The sequence below is a fragment of the Winogradskyella bathintestinalis genome, assembly GCF_030407435.1.
In the GTDB taxonomy this organism is placed as follows: domain Bacteria; phylum Bacteroidota; class Bacteroidia; order Flavobacteriales; family Flavobacteriaceae; genus Winogradskyella; species Winogradskyella bathintestinalis.
The window spans coordinates 958862-974402 of sequence record NZ_JASDDK010000001.1; the positions used below are offsets into that span (position 1 = coordinate 958862).

The window sequence follows — 15541 nt, forward strand, 5'->3', positions numbered from 1 at the left end:
TATTTTCAATGTATTTAAATTCTATCGTTAAAATTTTAATATCACTAATAGTTCTAACCTTTTATTTAAAAGCAGCGTCAATAGGTTCCCAAAGTTCTATTTTGTTACCATCGTTATCGAGAATCCAGCCGAATTTTCCATAATCGTACGTTTCCATTTCTCCTACAATGGTGACTCCTTCTTCTTTTAATGTAGCGAGCAATTCTTCTAAATTTTCAACTCTATAATTAAACATAAAGTCTTTTTTTGAAGGCTCAAAATATTTAGTGTCTTCTGCAAACGGACTCCATTGGGTTGAACAATCATTTTCTTCTTTATCTTTCCACCAAAAAGTGCAGCCATAGTCATCGGTATTAAAACCGAGATGTTTTTTGTACCAATCTTTTGCTGCTTTTGGATCTTTGGTTTTAAAGAATAATCCACCAATTCCTGTGACTCTTTTTTTCATCGAATATTTATTTTTGTTTCCACGAAAGTGGCAATCTATTTGAAGTTAATCCCAACTAAGTGAAATCTATTTGTTTTAAATGTTTTGTAGCTTTAATAAAAAATTACTTTTTTATAGTTTTTTCATATATGTCTATCCATTCTTCCACAGACATTTTTCCCATTAACTCTTCAATTAAATCATAAGGGATATCGTCCATTTTTTTAAAACGTACACAACTTTTTCCCATGTCTAATTTGTAATTACAGTGCTTAGGATATTCGGCAACAAACCAATCGTGCAATTCCTTTTTGGCATAAATGCCTGAATGATACAGCGCTATAAAATTCTTTTGAGAGGCTAAACTTATAAAAGGTAATGGAGGAAAAGGTTTGCAATGATAACCCGCAGGATATATGGACTTAGGTACATAATAGGCTAGCATTCCATAACCTATTCCGGCTTCTAAACCTTTAGGCATGTGTTTTTTTATCAAGTTGTTCAGTTTGGTAATTGGAGCTTTCCGATCTTCTGGAAGTTGTGCGATATATTCTTCTGATGTTGTTGCTTTTGAGGTCATGCTTGTCCGTTTAGTACTACTTTTAGTTAGTTGAATTTTGCTTTAATTTTATCGACAATAGTTTGTGAGAGTTTAATATTACTTTCAACCGTCCAGCCAGCAACATGAGGAGTTAGCAAAACGTTTTCGGACTTTATTAAATACTGAAAAGCCTCTGGCATGTTATCTGAAGAGAACAGGTTCTCAAAAGAGGCTTTTTCGTATTCTAAAACGTCTAATCCTGCACCTAGAATTTTTCCGGATTTCAATGCTGAGACTAAATCTTTGGTGACTACAGATTTACCTCGTGCTGTATTTATAAGCCAAAAAGATTTTTTGAAGCCATTTATAAATTCTGAATCGACCATGTTTAAAGTCAAATCAGTTTGTGGTGTATGCAGGCTTAATACATCTGCTTTGGCTTTTAATTCTTCGAGAATTACTTGTTTAGCATTGGCATCCCCGACATCCGTTTTTATATCGTGGCATAATACTTCTACCTCAAAACCTCTTAATTTTTTAGCGAACGCTTTGCCCATATTACCATAACCAATGAGACCAATAGTTTTACCGTCTAGTTCTAATCCTCGATTATCTTCCCGTAACCATTTACCTTGTCTAACTTCCTTATCCGCTTTATTGAGTTTATTAAATAGTGATAATAACATGCCCAAGGAGTGTTCACCAACGGCATTACGATTGCCTTCTGGTGCAGAAATTAAACAAATACCTTTTTTTTCAGCATAATCGCCATCTATGTTTTCTAAGCCTGCACCAACTCTACCAATGAATTTCAGGTTTTTTGCGGCGTCTAATAATGGTTTATCAATGGTGAATCGACTTCGAATTATAAAACCATCGTAATCTGCGATTTTGGCTTCGATTTCAGATTTTGATGACGTGTAATCTTCGTGATTGGTAAATCCTAACTCATTGAGCTGGTCAATGAGAAGTGGATGATTTGAGTCTAAGTGTAATATTTTCATAGGATCGCCTGCGCAAGCAGTTATCTATTTTTTATTTTAAGATTTGCTAGATCTATAGTATTCATTATATTTTAGGATATTCTGATTGTGTACGTTCATGTTCAACATTGCCAGTATGCGATGTGCTTAGTTTTTCAAATAAAAGTACGTGAACTTCTTCGTTATTTTTTGTTATTGGATTGTGTTCTACCCCTTTAGGAACAACAATTATTTCTCCTTCGTTTACCACTTCGGTTCTATCTCTAAATTGCATATATAGGGTGCCTTTTATAACTTGAAATAATTCATCTTCATCAGCATGGCTATGCCAAACAAATTCTCCTTTTAATTTGGCGAGAATGACTTGCATATTATCTACCACAGCGATTTGATGTGGGTGCCAATTTTTACTGAATTTGGTAAATTTTTTTAAGATATTTATAGGTTTCATAAAGTAAAGTTACGAAGATTTTTTAGCGATTTAATGGAGTTTGTTTTAAAACACTTTAATAATCGTGACTGCGTTAGGGATGGAACGGCATGTTTGAGCTCTTTTGCTTTTTTGCAAAAAGCGAGTAGTGAGAGCCTGACGCTACGCAGCGTATTCTTTACGCAATATGCATGTAAACGTTGGCTAGCGAAGTAGCGTAACGCCCAAAAATTATTAAATCCCCAAAATTAACTTAGCAATCCAAAAATAGATTAGAATTCCGAAAATATCATTACTCGTGGTGATAAAAGGACCTGTAGCTATGGCGGGATCTATACCTCTTTTGTTTAAAAATAAAGGAACAAAAGTTCCTATGAGTCCGGCCACAATGATAACGGCAATTAAGGATACGGAAATTGCCAAAGCGGTGTAAAAATCGCCTTTGGTAACCCAAACAAATAAGAATAGAAACAGGGCTAAAATAGTGCCATTGAGAGCGGCAAGAAGCATTTCTTTTATTAATCTATTGTTGACGCTGCCTTTTATATCATCGTTGGCCAAACCTTGTACAATTATAGCACTCGATTGTACTCCAACGTTACCTGCCATAGCCGCAATTAATGGTGTAAAAAAGAATAGAACAGCATATTTTTCGAATGCGTCGTGAAAACCTTCCATAATTAAGAAAGCTCCAACGCCTCCAATTAAACCGAGAAACAACCATGGTAAACGAGCCCTTGTGAGCTGTAAAATACTATCGTCTGCTTCAACATCTTGCGAAATACCAGCGGCTAACTGGTAGTCTTTATCCGCTTCTTCTCTAATAACATCGATGATATCATCAATAGTAATTCTACCTAATAAAACTTGGTTGTTATCGACAACTGGAATGGCTTCCAAGTCGTATTTTGCCATAACCCTGGCGACGTCTTCTACATCATCATGAACATTTACCCAATCTACATTGTCTTTTGCGATATCTGCAATTTTTTGATCACTTTTAGAGGTGATTAAATCCTTTAATGATAATCTGCCAATAAGTTTATCTTGTTTATCTACAACGTAAACGGAATGCACTCTAGTAACATCCTTTGCCTGACCTCTAATTCTGCGCAAACAACCTGCAACAGTCCAAGTTTCATATACTTTAACGAGTTCTTTAGCCATAAGACCACCTGCTGTGTCTTCGTCGTAGGCCAGAAGTTCTTGAATTTCTTCTCTGTGTTCCTCGTCTTCGATTTGAGAAATAACATCGGCTTGCCTCTCCTCTGGTAGTTCGGCAATCATATCTGCCGCATCATCGGTATCTAGCTCTTCAACTTCTTCGGCAATTTCTTTTGTAGAAAGATTGCCAAGTATCTTTTCTCTAATGTCCTCGTCGAGTTCCATGAGGATTTCTGAAGTGGTTTCAGAATCGAGAAGTTTAATGACATATACCGCATCATCGAGATCTAAATCATCTAGAATTTCTGCAATATCGGCATGGTGATACTCTTTTAATAAGGTATTTAAATCATTATCTTTTTGGTCTTCGATAAGGATTTCTACCTTTTCAATTAGTTCATCTGTGAGCTGAAATTGTATGTTTTCTTGGATGTCTTCCACGCTGTGGTTTAGGGTTTATTATATTAAGAATGAAGTAAAGCAATCGGGTTCACTTAATACTAAGATTGATGAGATGACTAAGTACTTCGTTCTCGCAATACCGTTTATTCTGTGTCTTTTTCAATAAGCGAAGTCAGCTCAATAAATTGTGATACACTCAATTGTTCTGGTCGCTGCCCAAATATAGTATTTGCTTTTAAATTATCCGATAGATTAAAGGTTTTTAAACTATTTCGTAATGTTTTTCTACGTTGTTGAAACCCAGTTTTTACAACTCGGAAGAATAATTTTTCATCGCAAGGTAACGTGAAATTTTCTTTTCGTTTAAGTAATAATACACCAGAATCTACTTTTGGTGGAGGATTAAAAACACTTGGTGGAACTGTAAATAAATACTCTGCCTCATAAAATGCTTGGGTTAATACGGATAAAATACCATATACCTTTGAACCTTCTTTTGAACAGATACGCTTCGCAACTTCTTTTTGGAACATACCTGAGAACTCCGGAATTTGATGTCTCATTTCTAAAGTTTTAAATAGTATTTGGGAAGATATATTGTAAGGAAAATTGCCTATGATTGCAAACGGTTTATCATTGAAAACAAGATTTAAATCGTATTTTAAGAAATCTTTTTCTATGATTCTATCGGCAAGATTTAAGTAATTATTTTTTAAATATTCTACAGACTCGGTATCGATTTCAATAACATGCGTAGTTATATCTTTTTTTAGAAGATATTTGGTAAGAACTCCCATGCCTGGGCCGATTTCTAATACATCATTGTAGCCTTTATAGGAAAGACTATTTGCTATGTCTTGTGCAATGGATTCGTCTTCTAGAAAATGTTGTCCGAGGTGTTTTTTTGCTTTAACTGTCATCTGTTTCTTTTTCTCGCAAAGGAGCAACGTGAATATTGTGTAAAGATACGCTTTACTTCAGTTTTAATAGAAAAAGTAGTTAACTGTTATTGTATTTAATTATTGAAGTCGAACCACATAAGATTTCTAAAATTATAAGAATACTATGCCAGTCTTTAAAAAAATAGAAATTTATAGTAGTAGATTTATATTAGGACTTATCATGAGACTTTATTATTTAGAAGCCTCAGAAAATTCATCTACAATCTCTAATTCAGTTCTAAACGCTAACATTTTATCAGCAAAACGATCGAGCCCTGCTTTTCTAAATCCAGGTGCATCGTTAACATAATAATCATCTAAAGCTTCTCGACTATGCGCTCTATACTGAATGGAATAGGTATCGGCTTCATCATCGTCTACCAGAACTTTAGTGAGTTTAGCTTCTTTAAATTTACCAGTTGCTAAGACTTGTGGAATGTGTGTTTTAATCCATTTCAGCCAATCTTCGGTTATAGTTTTGTCTATATTCACTGTGACATTGTAAATAATCATAAATTATAATATTTATATTAAAAGTACCAAATTCTAATGAAACTTAAGTTTTTGGAATTAATTAATTGTATCACCACGCAACATCCTAAACTTTCGTCGTGCTTCAATGAAATAAATACTGTCTTGATGCTCAAAAATAATTTTTTCGTAGAGTAGCTTCGCTTCTTCAGGTTGCCCCAAATGTGTATAATATAATTCGGCCAAATAATAGTAGGCATTATCCGCTAGAATATCGTCTCCGTAATCTTTAATAATTTCTAAATAGTTAGCCTCTGCCTTGCTGTATTGTTTTTTCTGTTCATAAAGTTTTGCTTGTTTATAAAGCGTTTGGTCTGTAATGCTTTCTCCTTTATGTCCTTCTAAAATTTTGGCTAAAAGTGAAATGGCATCGTCAGTTTTGTTCTGAAACGCATATAAATCAGCTTTGGCAAATAATTTTAATGAGGTTTGCAGGCTATCTTCAAATTTATTGTCTGTGATTAGTAGTTTTAAGTCTAAGGCATCATTAGCAATTAACTGCGATGTTGATGATTTTAATATCTTTAGTTGCGATTCTGCCCAATCAAAATCACCTTTGTAATAGCTTGTTTTTGCGACTTTAAATCGGGCTTCTTGTGCAATGGTACTATTTTTTAGTTCGGCTTGAATTTGAGAATAAAAAATCAAGGCTTCATTGAACTTTTCTTGAAGCACCAAAATATCAGCTAATAATAGTTTTATTTTGGCTTGCCGGTCATTTGACAGGTTTAAATTTAAACTTTGCTTTAGAAACTGTGTGGCTGTTTTGGTATCTTTTTTATCGAAAGCCAAGAATTTACCATAGGCTAATTGTAACGGAATTGTGAGTTGTGACTTACCAAATTCTACAAAAAGATTTTGGTATCTCTTATCAATACTGTTCAACGTGTTTTGATCGGCATTTTTTGAATCGATTTCTAAGAGATATTGATGCGCCGTTAAGGCGGTTGATTGGTCTTGAGTGGTTTCTAAAATATAATTAAAAATTGCTTTAGTTGTTTCATCATTATTGTCTTTTCTTGCCGTTAACGCGAGTTCGATAATACGATCTAAGCTCTCAGGGTTACGTTTGTAAAGTGCTTTTTCTTGAATAAATGACTTATTATAGGCTTTTTCTTGAACGTACAACCAACTTAACATTTCATACCAATACGGTTTTGGTTCTTGCTGAATCTTTTTTAATAATGATCTTCTTAAATAAATATTACTTTCATTATCTTTATTTTCGGAAATAAAATCGCTAATAGAACGCTTAATATTATTGAGGTAATTAGGTTTATAGTCGATATACTCAATATAATTTTGAAACATTTTCTCTATATCACCCTGATCTCCATAGATGCGGGCCAATTGAATACTATAGTCTCTATCTGGTGTTAAGGTTTTGCCTTTTTCGTATAGTCGAATGGCGTGATCTTGAAGTGAATAATCTTCAAATCTTCTCGCAATAGCATAAATGTAATTGGGTTTTTCGTCAGCATAGGCTATTGCTTCTTCATAATGCTTATTGGCTTGTTCTAAATTGTTCTTAAGTTGATAATTATAGCCTAAAGCGACCATCATTATGGGATTTTGATGTTTTTTTAAATGGTCGGTAAGAATGTTTTCAGCTTCGTTATACTGTTCTAATTGCTGATGAATATCCACCAATTTATCAATATATTGATAACTGTATTTTATTTTGAAGAGATTTTCATAAATGATTAGTGCTTTCTTGAATTCCCCTTTTTTATAATAACTTTCTGCTTGTGCTTCGCTATTTTGCGCAAAACTAGAGTAGTAGCCTATTAGTAAAAGTAAGATAAAAAAGCGCTGTCGCATGTATTTATTTTTATGGAGAATCCTTTGAGATTAATATTACATAGATCTAAAGATGTGTAAATATAATAAATGCTAAACCTAGATGTTGTAAAAGTTTTTATAAAAAAAAATGCCTAAACTTACGTTTAGGCATCTTCACCAGCAAAATAAATGTGCTATTAACCATTATTTTTTGTAAAATATGATTCAGTTATTCTGTCTTGGTTTTGTTCTATTAACTAAATAATTAAAACAAAACTTTGCTTACCATTACAATCAATGAAACGAGTAATACAATTCGTTTTAAATTTTTCATAATTAGGTTATTCTTGTTAGGGAATACGAACTTCTAAAATAATTTTAAATAAAACGAAGAAACGTCAAAATAATCGACAAAAAACAATAAAATTTAACAAAATTTCATTATTAAAATTATAAGCTACTTTAAGATATCATATCGAAACCTGTATAGGGTATTAAAACCTCTGGTATTTTTATACCATCTTCTGTTTGATAGTTTTCTAAAATACCTGCTAAAATTCTAGGTAAAGCTAACGCACTTCCGTTGAGTGTATGGCATAATTCGTTTTTACCGTCGTTATTTTTAAATCGTAATTTTAAACGGTTCGCTTGAAAAGTTTCAAAATTTGAAACCGAAGATACTTCTAACCATCGGTCTTGAGCTGTAGAAAACACTTCAAAATCGTAAGTGAGTGCCGAGGTAAAACCTAAATCTCCACCACACAATCTTAAGATTCGGTAAGGTAATTTCAAATCTTGTAAAATGCTTTTAATGTGGCTAACCATGCCGTCCAAAGCTTTATAAGAATTATCAGGATGTTCAACTCTTAATATTTCAACTTTATCAAATTGGTGCAAGCGGTTTAGTCCGCGTACGTGGGCTCCATAACTACCTGCCTCACGTCTAAAGCATGGAGTATAACCAGTAATGGTTATAGGTAAATCACTCTCATTTAAAAGTGAATCTCTAAATATATTGGTGGCTGGTACTTCTGCCGTTGGAATTAAATATAAATTATCTGCTGTTACATGGTACATCTGTCCTTCTTTATCTGGCAATTGACCAGTGCCAAAACCTGAAGCTTCGTTGACTAAATGTGGTACTTGATATTCTGTGTAACCCGCAGAGGTATTTTTATCTAAAAAGTAGGAGATAAGTGCACGTTGTAATCTTGCACCTTTTCCTATATAAACCGGAAATCCAGCACCAGTAATTTTATTTCCTAATTCAAAATCGATAATGTTGTATTTTTTTGCTAATTCCCAGTGAGGTAAAGCATTATCATGCAATTTAGGGATGTCTCCTTCTCTGAAGGTTTCCTCATTATCTTCATCTGTATTTCCAGCTGGCACAACAGGGTTAGGAACATTCGGTATTTTGTACAATAATTCAGAAAGTGCTTCGACTTTAGCGTTAAGTTCTTGTTCAAAATTTTTAGTTGCTTCCTTTAACTGTGTGGTCTTTTCCTTTAAAAGATTTGCTTTTTGTGTTTCGCCAGACTTAAATAAGTTACCAATTTCTTTAGATAAAGCGTTTGATTCTGCTTTACTGTTATCTAATGATGTCTGAAGTGCTTTTCGATCTTCATCAAAAGCAATAGCATCGTTAATCATTAGCGTCGCATCAATATTTCGTTTGGCTAAACGTGCAATGATATCTTCTTTATTTTCTTTAATAAAAGCAACTTGTAACATAGTTCTATTTTAAGTTTACGCCAACTAACGTAAGAAATACAAGGCACAAAAGTAAAAAGAAATTGAGTGAGAAAAAATATAAAATGAGCTATTTTAAATGAGACACTACAGAAGCGCATGAATTATGAATTATCTCGAATGATATGTGTACAACTCATGAAATTTAGCTTAAAGACACTATATGTTTTGTTCAGACGGGTTAGTGAGAATAGTAAAAATCGTGATTGCACTTTTAATATCAATCTACTCTAAATTCTTCTCAGAAGACAAAATCCAATCATGATGGCTAAAATGATGCCATTCCTCATTAGCAATATCCACTTTAGGGTCAATAAGCTGTTGTCTAGGTTTCCCATTAACTCGGACATATGAGTGTACAAAGACTTTTATAGGAACCCCTTTTTTAGCAAAATCTTGTTTAAGATGCTGTGAAAATTGCCAAATAATATCGGGCTTAGTGTTGGCACCACGCTGTTGCTTTTTAGTTAAATAATCATCTAACTTAATAGGGATAACTTCATTGGTTTCAGCATTAACAATTTTGTATGTGGTTCTCCCACTTTTAGAACGCAACATCATTCGCCAAGACAAGCGATGGCCTTCTTCTGTCCATAACACGTCGTCTTCAAAAAAGTGATGTCTTAATGGTAATGCAATTTGAACTATAAAGTATACTGAAAAAAGTGAAATTAGTATCTTATTGTGGTTAGGTATAATTACGTCATCAGCTTCATAATAGGGTTTATTTCTCAAAAATATATTCCGAATCGTTTTCGGTTCAAAAAAGAACAAGCTAAACGCCAACGATAAATAAGGAAAAATACCAATATGAAAAATAAAGGAGTTAAACAGATGAAAGAAAATAGAAATGAAAAAGGCATATTTCCGAGTGGGTTTAAACAGTAGTAATGGAATAATTAAACCATCAAAAAGAATACCTCCATAGGCTAAGATATAATGTACAGTTTTATTCTGTAGAAGATCACCAACAACATAATAATCGGCTTTGCTTCTCATAAGAATTTCCATAACTGAAGCATCTAACCAATCGGGATAGAATTTTGCAGCCGAAGCATATGTATACACTATAAATAATTGAAGTACAAACACCCATTTGCACCAACTTGGCATTGATATACTACTAAGTGAAGGATTTAATTTGGCATCAATTGAAGCATAGCGATTGGCTGGAAAACAGGCCATTAAAAAGCTTAAAAGCGCCAATAAATAATAGTGATTGTTATAAGATGACTTTTGCATGAGATAAGTTGCCGTCCACATTAAAGCGAACATCAACATGCTCAATCTGTATTTATAACCCAACATTACAAAGAGCCCGAGAGTTCCCATAACCGCATAGTAAACATACATCCAATTGCCAGGAAGGGGTTGTAGCCATTCGAACCCAATAAAAGAAAATGTAAAATCGGGTTCTACTAAAGTTCGTCTTATCCAACCCGTGAAAATGGCACCAAAAGCTTCTAATGCGCACAGCAACCCAAAGATTATTCTAAAAACGATGAGTCCGGAATTGTCGATATGTCTAAATAGGAATTTATGCATTTGATGAGGTAATAAATTTTGAAGCGTTCTCCATATCTTTCTTAAGCTGCATTTTTAGAGCTTCAATATTTTTGAATTTTACTTCACTTCTAAGGCGCTTGAGGAATTCTATTTTTAACTCTTGATTATAAATATCTTTATTGAAGTTGAAAAAATGGACTTCGATAGAACGGGTTTTGCCATCAACAGTCGGATTTGTGCCAATATTCATCATCCCAAAAATTAATTTATCTTCAATTTGAGATTTTACCACATAGACGCCATCACTTGGAATAAGTTTATAAGTTGCAGTAATGTGAATATTTGCTGTTGGAAAATCAATCGTTCTTCCCAATCCTTTTCCATTAATTACTGTTCCTGTAATAAAGAAATTATATCCCAAATAAGAATTGGCCAATTCCACTTCGCCATTATTTAAGGCGGTTCTAATTTCAGTAGAGCTAACGGTTACATTTTCAATGTCTTGGGCGGATATTTCGTCTACTTTAAAATCGTGTAAATCAGCAAACGACTTGAGGTCGTTAATATTGGCGCTACGGTTTCTACCAAAATGATGATCGTAACCAATAACTATATGCTTGGTGTTTAATTCATCAACTAAAATTTGTTTTACGTAATCATTGGCAGAAAGATTGGCGAATTCTGCAGTAAATTGTTTAACAATAACTTCTTCTATACCAACAGATTTTAGAAGTGCTACGCGTTCTTCTATAGTATTTAGCAATCTAATAGAATCGTCTTTTTGAAGTACCATTCTTGGATGCGGAAATAAAGTTAAAACCACGGGTACATACCCTTTTGCTTTTGCGAGTTGCACCACTTGTTTCAGTATTTTTTGGTGTCCAATATGTACGCCATCAAAAGTGCCTATGGTTGTTGCTTTCGCTGAAATTGAAGTCAAGTGGTTTTATTTAAGAAGTGTTGGTTATACATTATTATTCCAAAAATCATCTGGAGGCGTCCATTTTAAGGAATGTTTAATAAAAAAACATTAAATTCGACAAACCTTAATTTTTATATAAACATTTATGAAAACAAAGCTACATTTTGTTTTGGCATTATCCTTATTTTTAACTGTATTTTCTATATCAGCGCAACAGAGTTATTGGCAGAAAACAGCTAACAATAATTTGAATGCTAGTGCAAAAAAAACGAAACTTAATGAAAAACATTATCAAACCTATCAGTTAGACATTGCGGCATTTAAAGCACAACTTACAAATGCTCCTTTGCGATCTGAGACAAATGCAACATCTAATTCTATAATTTACCTTCCAAATATATCAGGCGAATTAGAACAATTTATGGTGGTCGAAACTTCACTTTTATCTCCTGAATTGGCACAAGCGCACCCAAATATAAAAACCTATTTAGGAGTTAGTGCGAAAAACCCTGGTGTCAGAGCTCGTTTTACAGTTACACCTCAAGGATTACAAAGTATGGTGACATATCCAGAAGCACCATTAAATTTTTTAGTACCATTAAGTAAAACGGATGCATCCAATTATATGGTATATAGTAGAGCTGCAAGAACTGAAAATTTAAAGGATTTTAAATGTTTAACAGACGATAGCTTTTTAAGAAATGACGGTAGCGGATCTTTTCAGAGAGATGCCAATGACCAAATTTTAAGAACATTTAGAATAGCAATTAATACTACAGGCGAATATACTAACTTTTGGGACGATGGTGATGCTAGTAATGGATCGGCTCAAGACGATGCATTTGCTCAAGTTGTATCAACTTTAAATCGAATTAATGAATTGTACGAAGTCGATATGGCTGTATCTTTTACTTTAGTATCAGGTACTGAATTTATATATCCAGATGCTAGTACAGATCCGTATTCGGGTAATTTTAATTCAGAATTACAGGCAAATTTAACTAATAATTTTGGCGAAGACAATTATGATATTGGTCATTTATTTCATCGTGAAGAATTATATGAAAATAATAATGGAAATGCAGGCTGTATCGGTTGTGTCTGTGTAGATGGACAAAAGGGAAGTGCGTTTACATCGCATGCCTTTACAGATTTTGATGGAGGTCCTTTTATGACCGATTTTTTTGATATCGACTTTGCGGCTCATGAAATAGGTCATCAAATAGGTGCCAACCATACGTATTCTCATGTTTCTGAAGGAGCTGGGGTTAATGCCGAACCAGGAAGTGGAACAACGATTATGGGTTACGCAGGTATAACTGGAGGAAATAACGTGCAAAGGCATTCCGATCCTTATTTTCATGTCTATAGTATTGCACAAATATTAGATAACTTGGATGGAAAGACATGCTGGACAAGTACGGCTATTTCAAATAATCCTCCAGTGGCGAATGCAGGATTAGATTATACAATACCTGTAGGAACTGCATTTGTGCTAAAAGGATCTGCTACTGATGCAGATGGCAGTGACGTGTTATCCTATACATGGGAGCAAATTGATAATGGAACAACAACATTTAACAGTTTTGGACCTGATAAAGCTACAGGTGCTGTTTGGAGATCAAGACCTCCAAATTTATCTCCAGATCGATATATGCCAATTATTGACCGCGTAATTACTGGTCAATTAACTGAGACGAATCCAACCATAACTCCCGATAATTCATCTTGGGAAACAGTTTCTAATATTGGGAGAACTTTAAACTTTGCATTAACGGTGAGAGATCGTAGTGAAGCTAATGGTGTTGGGCAAATGCCTCAAAATGATTTTGACATTATGCAAGTGACCGTTGATAACGAATCAGGTCCTTTTGTGGTTACCTCTCAAACTTCCAATGATATTTGGGATGCAGGTTCTAATCAAACTATTACTTGGGACGTTGCGAATACTGATGGTGGTGCTGTAAATACACCAACAGTAAATATATTATTATCCACCGATGGCGGCTATACTTTTCCTATTGAAATTGCTAATAATGTGCCCAATGACGGATCACATTCGATTACCGTACCTCTTATAGATGAAGATTCTTCTATTGTTAGAATTAAAGTAGAAGGCAATAATAATATTTTTTATGCTATAAATTCAACGAATATAACCATACAAGAATCTGAATTTGTTTTAAACGTCGCTGAAAGTTCTATAGCTGTTTGTTCCCCAGATGATGCCGAGTTTACCTTTACTTATAATACATTTTTAGGATTCGCAGATAGTACGACTTTTAGCGTTACAGGATTACCAACCGGAGCTAGTGCATCATTTTCTCCGTCATCTGCTAGTATAGATGATACTTTTGTTACGGTTACTGTAAATGGTATTGAGAATTTAGCGATAGGTAACTACCCAATAACTGTAGTTGGTACTTCTGGGGGGATTACAAAAACGGCTGATGTTGAATTTGATGTATTTGATACTAATTTTTCAGATTTGAATTTACTTACACCTGCTAATGATGCTACTGAAATACCTGTTGATGATTTTGTATTTACTTGGGATGCGGATACAAACGCCACCTCTTATGAAATTGATATAGCAACAGAGGCAGCATTCACTAATATTGTTGCTGCATCTGATATGGTAAATCCGATATTTACAATAGCAACGTTAGATATTTCAACTACCTATTTTTGGAGAGTGAGAAGTACTAATGCGTGCGGTTCGGGAAATTATACACAGGCAAGTTTTACAACAGCCAACATTTCTTGTGCATTTTATAATGCAACTGATACACCACTTGCGATTCCAGATTTCAATGGTACGGGTGTAAATTCGGTTATAAATGTACCAGTTCCTTCTATTATTACTGATATTGATGTTACAGTTAATGTATCTCACAACTGGGTAGGAGATGTTACTTTAAAATTAATTGCGCCAAACGGAACAGAGATATTACTTTCTCAAAATAACGGTGGCAACGGCAACGGGTATATAGATACCGTTTTTGATGATGACGTCACATCATCAATATTAGCAGGTTCAGCACCTTTTACCGGATCATTTCAGCCAGAGGAAGGTTTGTCTATATTAAATGGTAGTCTTTCAGGGGGAGATTGGAGGTTAAATGTATCGGATACTGAACGTTTTGTAAATGGTGCACTTATGAGTTGGTCATTGTCTATTTGTGGTATTGAGCAAGCTGATGATGATAATGATGGTATACCTAATGATATAGATAATTGTCCGATGACAGCAAACGCTGATCAGGCCGATTTAGACAATGATGGTATTGGTGATGTGTGTGATGATGATATTGATGGTGATACAATTTTGAATGGTAACGATAACTGTCCATTAAATGCTAACACAGATCAAGCTGATGTAGATAATAATGGCATAGGAGATGTTTGTGATTTTGAATGTACCTTGACTTCAGCAACTGATACTCCAATTGTAATTACGGAGACTGGTGGTGTAAGCTATTCCTCTGTAATAACGATTACCGATGAAGGTTCGGTTTATGATGTGAATGTTTTAATTAATATTCCACATTCTTATACTTCCGATTTAGATATTTCTTTAACTAGTCCTAATGGAACGGTTGTAGAATTATCAACAGATAATGGTGGTGAGGGTGATAATTATACAAATACGATATTTGACGGTGAAACGACTACATCAATTATAACTGGTGTAGCACCATTTACTGGCAGCTTTATTCCTGAAGGAGATATATCGACATTTTACGGGGAACAGGCCGCGGGAGATTGGACTTTAACTGTTATTGATGATGCTAATGACGATGGTGGATCTATCGATGAATTCACATTAGATTTATGCGTGTTGCCAACGTTATCTGTAGAACCGGTGGCAAATGATATGGGATTGAATATTTATCCAAACCCTAATAATGGGACCTTTAATATTTCAATGCAAAGTAATCCTAAATCTAATAAAATTGAAATTTCCGTTTTCGATATTAACGGTAGAATCATTTTTGAAAAACGATTTAATTCTGCACAGATTTTTGATGAACTAATTGATTTGAATCAAGTTCAGTCTGGAGTATATCTAGTAAAAGTTAAAAATGGACTTCAACAAACTATTAAGAAAATAGTAGTGCATTAATAACAATGTAAAATGTAAATAAGCCGTCTAAGAT

Annotated in this window: 12 protein-coding genes; 1 reads left to right on the forward strand and 11 read right to left on the reverse strand. The window is 34.1% G+C overall.

Features of this window, described 5'->3' with window-relative positions:
* Nucleotides 1-61 precede the first annotated feature (61 nt).
* The 11 genes from QMA06_RS04000 to QMA06_RS04050 form a co-directional block, all read right to left on the reverse strand.
* A complete protein-coding gene (locus tag QMA06_RS04000; RefSeq protein WP_290205561.1) occupies nucleotides 62-448 on the reverse strand; it encodes a VOC family protein in 387 nt (128 codons plus the stop codon).
* 103 nt (nucleotides 449-551) lie between these two features.
* Entirely contained in the window at nucleotides 552-1007 is a 456-nt protein-coding gene (locus QMA06_RS04005) for a DUF1801 domain-containing protein (protein WP_290205562.1), read from the reverse strand.
* Nucleotides 1008-1033: 26 nt separating this feature from the next.
* Nucleotides 1034-1972, reverse strand: coding sequence for a 2-hydroxyacid dehydrogenase (locus tag QMA06_RS04010; RefSeq protein ID WP_290205563.1), 939 nt, complete (start codon nucleotides 1970-1972; stop codon nucleotides 1034-1036).
* Between the two features lie 64 nt (nucleotides 1973-2036).
* Nucleotides 2037-2402 carry a cupin domain-containing protein gene (locus QMA06_RS04015; protein ID WP_290205564.1) on the reverse strand — a complete coding sequence of 122 codons (366 nt, stop codon included), beginning with the start codon at nucleotides 2400-2402 and terminating at the stop codon, nucleotides 2037-2039.
* Between the two features lie 213 nt (nucleotides 2403-2615).
* On the reverse strand, nucleotides 2616-3986 hold the full coding sequence (gene mgtE, locus QMA06_RS04020; protein WP_290205565.1) for a magnesium transporter: 1371 nt from the start codon (nucleotides 3984-3986) through the stop codon (nucleotides 2616-2618).
* 104 nt (nucleotides 3987-4090) lie between these two features.
* On the reverse strand, nucleotides 4091-4867 hold the full coding sequence (rsmA, locus tag QMA06_RS04025) for a 16S rRNA (adenine(1518)-N(6)/adenine(1519)-N(6))-dimethyltransferase RsmA (protein WP_290205566.1): 777 nt from the start codon (nucleotides 4865-4867) through the stop codon (nucleotides 4091-4093).
* A gap of 213 nt (nucleotides 4868-5080) precedes the next feature.
* Nucleotides 5081-5401 (reverse strand): DUF4286 family protein, encoded by a 321-nt coding sequence (locus tag QMA06_RS04030; protein ID WP_290205567.1) that lies wholly within the window; start codon nucleotides 5399-5401, stop codon nucleotides 5081-5083.
* 57 nt (nucleotides 5402-5458) lie between these two features.
* The gene (locus QMA06_RS04035) at nucleotides 5459-7240 is read right to left on the reverse strand and encodes a tetratricopeptide repeat protein (RefSeq protein WP_290205568.1); all 1782 of its coding nucleotides are present in this window, start codon (nucleotides 7238-7240) and stop codon (nucleotides 5459-5461) included.
* A gap of 423 nt (nucleotides 7241-7663) precedes the next feature.
* On the reverse strand, nucleotides 7664-8935 hold the full coding sequence (gene serS / locus QMA06_RS04040) for a serine--tRNA ligase (protein ID WP_290205569.1): 1272 nt from the start codon (nucleotides 8933-8935) through the stop codon (nucleotides 7664-7666).
* A 243-nt stretch (nucleotides 8936-9178) separates the two neighbouring features.
* Nucleotides 9179-10498: an HTTM domain-containing protein gene (locus QMA06_RS04045; RefSeq protein WP_290205570.1), complete on the reverse strand. Its 1320-nt coding sequence runs from the start codon at nucleotides 10496-10498 to the stop codon at nucleotides 9179-9181.
* Nucleotides 10491-11399 carry a bifunctional riboflavin kinase/FAD synthetase gene (locus QMA06_RS04050; protein WP_290205571.1) on the reverse strand — a complete coding sequence of 303 codons (909 nt, stop codon included), beginning with the start codon at nucleotides 11397-11399 and terminating at the stop codon, nucleotides 10491-10493. The genes QMA06_RS04045 and QMA06_RS04050 overlap by 8 nt, the downstream gene beginning before the upstream one ends.
* Nucleotides 11400-11526: 127 nt before the next feature.
* Here QMA06_RS04050 and QMA06_RS04055 point away from each other — a divergent pair, with 127 nt between their 5' ends.
* Nucleotides 11527-15507, forward strand: a complete 3981-nt coding sequence (locus QMA06_RS04055) for a reprolysin-like metallopeptidase (protein ID WP_290205572.1) — start codon at nucleotides 11527-11529, stop codon at nucleotides 15505-15507.
* The last annotated feature ends 34 nt before the right edge of the window (nucleotides 15508-15541 follow it).

Bases quoted from the DNA above. Each gene is read 5' to 3' on its own strand.
- QMA06_RS04000 (WP_290205561.1), bottom strand. From the start codon at position 448: ATGAAAAAAAGAGTCACAGGAATTGGTGGATTATTCTTTAAAACCAAA.
- QMA06_RS04005 (WP_290205562.1), bottom strand. From the start codon at position 1,007: ATGACCTCAAAAGCAACAACATCAGAAGAATATATCGCACAACTTCCA.
- QMA06_RS04010 (WP_290205563.1), bottom strand. From the start codon at position 1,972: ATGAAAATATTACACTTAGACTCAAATCATCCACTTCTCATTGACCAG.
- QMA06_RS04015 (WP_290205564.1), bottom strand. From the start codon at position 2,402: ATGAAACCTATAAATATCTTAAAAAAATTTACCAAATTCAGTAAAAAT.
- rsmA (WP_290205566.1), bottom strand. From the start codon at position 4,867: ATGACAGTTAAAGCAAAAAAACACCTCGGACAACATTTTCTAGAAGAC.
- QMA06_RS04030 (WP_290205567.1), bottom strand. From the start codon at position 5,401: ATGATTATTTACAATGTCACAGTGAATATAGACAAAACTATAACCGAA.
- QMA06_RS04035 (WP_290205568.1), bottom strand. From the start codon at position 7,240: ATGCGACAGCGCTTTTTTATCTTACTTTTACTAATAGGCTACTACTCT.
- serS (WP_290205569.1), bottom strand. From the start codon at position 8,935: ATGTTACAAGTTGCTTTTATTAAAGAAAATAAAGAAGATATCATTGCA.
- QMA06_RS04045 (WP_290205570.1), bottom strand. From the start codon at position 10,498: ATGCATAAATTCCTATTTAGACATATCGACAATTCCGGACTCATCGTT.
- QMA06_RS04055 (WP_290205572.1), top strand. From the start codon at position 11,527: ATGAAAACAAAGCTACATTTTGTTTTGGCATTATCCTTATTTTTAACT.